Source organism: Antiquaquibacter soli (assembly GCF_030580675.1).
GTDB lineage: Bacteria > Actinomycetota > Actinomycetes > Actinomycetales > Microbacteriaceae > Rhodoglobus > Rhodoglobus soli.
Genome location: NZ_JAUQUB010000009.1, coordinates 1 through 4,183, shown reverse-complemented (window position 1 = coordinate 4,183; position 4,183 = coordinate 1). Strand labels below are relative to the sequence as shown.

4 protein-coding genes and 2 pseudogenes are annotated in these 4,183 nt (G+C 68.5%); all 6 read right to left on the bottom strand.

The genetic code is table 11. The features are described from left to right. A pseudogene (locus Q5716_RS15885) lies at window positions 1-101 on the bottom strand (phosphate ABC transporter ATP-binding protein); the annotation flags it as partial. A gap of 7 nt (window positions 102-108) precedes the next feature. Then, window positions 109-1,176 carry a phosphate ABC transporter permease PstA gene (gene pstA, locus Q5716_RS15880; protein ID WP_305004138.1) on the bottom strand — a complete coding sequence of 356 codons (1,068 nt, stop codon included), beginning with the start codon at window positions 1,174-1,176 and terminating at the stop codon, window positions 109-111. Next, window positions 1,176-2,144 carry a phosphate ABC transporter permease subunit PstC gene (gene pstC / locus Q5716_RS15875; protein ID WP_305004137.1) on the bottom strand — a complete coding sequence of 323 codons (969 nt, stop codon included), beginning with the start codon at window positions 2,142-2,144 and terminating at the stop codon, window positions 1,176-1,178. Before pstC ends, pstA begins: the two co-directional genes overlap by 1 nt. Further along, the gene (gene pstS / locus Q5716_RS15870; protein WP_369523982.1) at window positions 2,122-3,195 is read right to left on the bottom strand and encodes a phosphate ABC transporter substrate-binding protein PstS; all 1,074 of its coding nucleotides are present in this window, start codon (window positions 3,193-3,195) and stop codon (window positions 2,122-2,124) included. Before pstS ends, pstC begins: the two co-directional genes overlap by 23 nt. A gap of 84 nt (window positions 3,196-3,279) precedes the next feature. Next, window positions 3,280-3,954, bottom strand: coding sequence for a winged helix-turn-helix transcriptional regulator (locus tag Q5716_RS15865; RefSeq protein ID WP_305004136.1), 675 nt, complete (start codon window positions 3,952-3,954; stop codon window positions 3,280-3,282). A gap of 4 nt (window positions 3,955-3,958) precedes the next feature. Next, a pseudogene (locus Q5716_RS15860) lies at window positions 3,959-4,183 on the bottom strand (phosphate ABC transporter ATP-binding protein); the annotation flags it as partial.

The window sequence follows — 4,183 nt, the reverse complement described above, 5'->3', positions numbered from 1 at the left end:
GCCGTCACGGTGCGCGGCTCGATCGTCAGGGAGACATCCTCCACCGCCTTGAACTTGCCGTAGAAGACATTCAGGTCGTTGACCTCGATGCGCTTGGACATGACTTCCTTACCGGCCGAGCTTCGGCGCGAAGATGCGGGCGATCAACCGGGCGATCAGGTTGAGTGCCATGACGATCAGGATGAGGGTGAGAGCGCCTGCCCAGGCGCGCTCGAGGTAGGCGTCGACGTTCGTCCCCGGGTTGGCGTACTGGGTGTAGACGAAGACCGGGAGCGTCATCATCCGATCCGCGAACAGGTTGTAGTTCATGCTCGCCGTGAAGCCCGCGATGATGAGCAGCGGCGCGGTCTCGCCGATGACGCGCGCGATGGCGAGGGTGACTCCCGTGGCGATGCCGGCGATGGAGGTCGGGATGACCACGCGCACGATCGTCAACCACTTCGGCACCCCGAGCGCGTACGAGGCCTCCCGCAGTTCGTTCGGAACGATACGGAGCATCTCCTCGCTCGAGCGCACCACCACCGGGATCATGAGCAGCGACAGGGCGACGGATCCGCCGAAGCCGAAGCGGATGCCGGGGTCCTGCAACACGAGCGCGAAGAACGCGAACGCGAAGAGCCCGGCGACGATGGACGGGATGCCCGTCATGACGTCCACGAAGAACGTGATCGCCCGCGCGAGCGGACCGCGCCCGTACTCGACGAGGTAGATCGCGGTGAGCAGGCCGACGGGCACGGAGATGAGCGTCGCCATCCCGGTGATGAGCAGCGTGCCGGTGATCGCGTGCAGCGCTCCACCGCCCTCCCCGACGATGTTGCGCATCGAGTTGCTGAAGAACGTCGGGTCGAAGCGAGGCAGGCCGTTGACGACGACCGTCCAGAGCAGGGAGATGAGCGGCAGGAGCGCGATGATGAACGCCGTCGCGACGAGGGAGGTCACGAGACGGTTCACCGCTTGCCTCGAGCCCTCCACCAGTCGGGCGAGTACGTAGAGGAGCACGTCGAACACGACCGTTCCGAGCAGCACGACGAGCGCGATGTTGAGCTCGGCTCCGGAGGCTGCGCTCAGGAGACCCGAGATGACGCCGACGACGACCCAGCTGCCCGCGAGGAGAGCCCACGGCGACCAGCGCGGAAGCCGCGCGGTGGTGAGCGAGTTCGGGTGCGCGGTCGCCATCAATTCGCTCCAGAGAATGCCGAGCGGCGATTGATCACGAAGCGGGCCACCGAGTTGATGACGAGCGTGATGAGGAACAGGATGAGGCCGGTCGCGATGAGCGCGTTGACGCCGACGCCGTGCGCCTCGGGGAAGTTGAGGGCGATGTTGCCGGCAATGGTCGACGGGTTCTGCGATCCCGTCAGCACGAACGAGAGCACGGCGGCCGGCGAGAGCACCATCGCGACGACCATGGTCTCGCCGAGCGCGCGGCCGAGGCCGAGCATCGAGGCCGAGATCATGCCCGCCCGGCCGAACGGGAGCACGGCCATCTGGATCATCTCCCAGCGGGTGGCGCCCAGGGCGAGGGCCGCCTCCTGGTGCAGCACCGGGGTCTGCAGGAAGATCTCGCGGCACAGCGCCGTGATGATGGGGATGATCATGACCGCGAGCACGATCGCCACCGTGAGGATCGTGCGGCCCGTGCCCGACACCGGCGGGGTGAAGAACGGCAGCCACCCGAGGTTCTCGGTCAACCAGCCGTACAGCGGGGTGACCGCCGGTGCGAGCACGGTGATGCCCCACAGTCCGAAGACCACGGAGGGCACGGCCGCCAGCAGATCGACGACGTAGCCGAGCGCTTGAGCGATGCGGCGCGGCGCGTAGTGCGAGATGAACAGCGCGATGCCGATCGACAGCGGCACCGCCATGATGAGCGCGAGCACCGCCGCCCAGACGGTGCCGAACGCTAAAGGGCCCACGTACGCCCAGAAGCTGGACGGCGAGCCCTTCAGCTCCGCCGGGTCGGCGACGAGCGCGGGGATGCTCTGAGCCACGAGGAACACGGCGACCGCGGCGAGAGCCGCGAGGATGAGGCCGCCCGCGACGATCGTCACCCCGCGGAACACGCCGTCCGACCGCCGGCGTCCCACGATGCCGGGCCGCTCCGTCGACACGGAGGGCGCCTCACCGGATGGAGTCGATGGCATCGAGCACCTCCTCTCGCAGCCCCTCGGCGAGCGGCGCGGACCCGGCGGCCTCCGCTGCCTCGGCCTGGCCCGCCTCGCTGACGATGTGACGCAGGTACTCGACGAGCACTACAGCGACATCGGGGTCGGCGTACTCCTCGCACGCGATCACGTAGCTGATGAGAACGAGCGGGTAGACCCCCTCCTCCTGGGAGGTGCGGTCGACCTTCAGCGCGATGTCGTGCTCCGCTCGACCGGGGATGCGCGGCGAGATCTCCGCGATCGCCGCGGCCGCGTCCGTCGTCGGCGCCACGAACTGCCCGCCGACGAGAAGCGAGGCGACCGGGAGGTCGCCGACCTTCGATGCATCCGCGTACCCGATGGTGTTGACGCCGCTGCGCACCGCCGCGACGACTCCGGAGTTGCCCTGCGCCGACTCGCCGCTCGCGAAGGGGAACGTATCGGCCGCCTCCGGCTCCCACTGCTCCGGGGCCGCCTGGTGCAGGTAGTCGGTGAAGTTCTTCGTGGTGCCCGAGTCGTCGGAGCGGTGCACCGCCGTGATGGTCGCGGCGGGAAGTGGGGTCTCGGGGTTGAGGGCGGCAATGGCGGGGTCATCCCACCGCGTGATCTCGCCGGAGAAGATGTTCGCGATCGTCGCCGCGTCGAGGTCGAGCTCGTCGACGCCCTCGACGTTGAAGGCGATCGCGATGGGGGAGATGTAGAGGGGCAGGTCGATCGCGCTCGACCCGGGGGCGCACGCCGCGAGCTCTCCCGCGAGCTCGTCGTCGCTGAGGGGTGAGTCCGACCCGGCGAAGTCGACCCCGCCGGAGAGGAACGCCTCGCGACCGGCGCCGGAGCCCGCCGGGTCGTAGTTGATCGTCACGAACGCGTTCTGGCGCTGGAAGCCGGCGACCCACACCTCCTGGGCGGCGCCTTGTGCACTCGAACCGCTGCCGTCGATCGTGCCGCGCAGATCGCTCGGGGTATCGCCGAGCTCGTTGGCCGCGCACCCGGCCAGTAGGGTCGCGGCGACGATCAGGGAGGCGCCCGCGAGCAGGCCGCGCGTGATCAACAGTGTGGTCCCCTCGATGACGACGTTCGTTAAGCATCGTCGTGCAGTTAGGTGAACACAAGGTGAACTGATCGTGCGGGAGGCCTAGCGGGTGATGCGGTAGCCGACCCCTCTCACGGTCTCCAGCACGGGCGTCGCGAGAGGGCCGGTGCCTTCGAGCTTGCGGCGGATCCGCCCGATCATGACCCGGATGCCCTGCACCGACGCCTCCGGCAGGCCCGACGCCAGCTCGGCGAGCTCGTCGGCGCTCACCACCCGGTCGGCGGCGAGCAGCAGCTGCAGGAGGTGGAACTCGCGCGCGGACAAGTACACGTCCCGCCCGTCGACGCTCACGCGGTGCGATAGCAGGTCCATCGTGAGAGGTCCGGCGTGCAGGGTCGTGCGCGGGGCGGGGTTCGGCACCGCGAGCCGGGCCTCCGACTCGAGCTCGCGCGGCCCGAACGGGAGGGCGAGGATGCTGCGGGCGCCGTGATCGAGGGCGGCGACGGCCACGGCGTTGTCCGAGGCATCCGCGAGGCCCACGATCACGGGAAGGTCGGCGTGGCGCACCGCCTCCACGTACTCGATCAGATCGACCCCGCGCACATCGGTGGGGACGACGACGAGGTCGGGTCGCGCGCGCCCCATCGCGAGAAGGGACGTCGCGGCATCGTCGTGCTGGACGAGTTCGATCTCGGCGGCTGCGAGCGTCTCGATGGTCTGCGCCGACGGCCGGTTGCGTTCGGAGCAGACCGTGGCGACGACGAGCGGCAGCCGCATCCGGTTATCCGAACTTGCCGGACACGTAGTCCTCTGTGGCCTGCACGGAGGGCTTCGAGAAGATCGTCGTCGTGTCGTCGTATTCGATGAGTTTGCCGGGTTTGCCGGTTCCGGCGATGTTGAAGAAAGCGGTCTTGTCACTCACGCGGGAGGCTTGTTGCATGTTGTGGGTGACGATGACGATGGTGTAGTCGGTTTTGAGTTCTTCGATGAGGTCTTCGATGGCGAG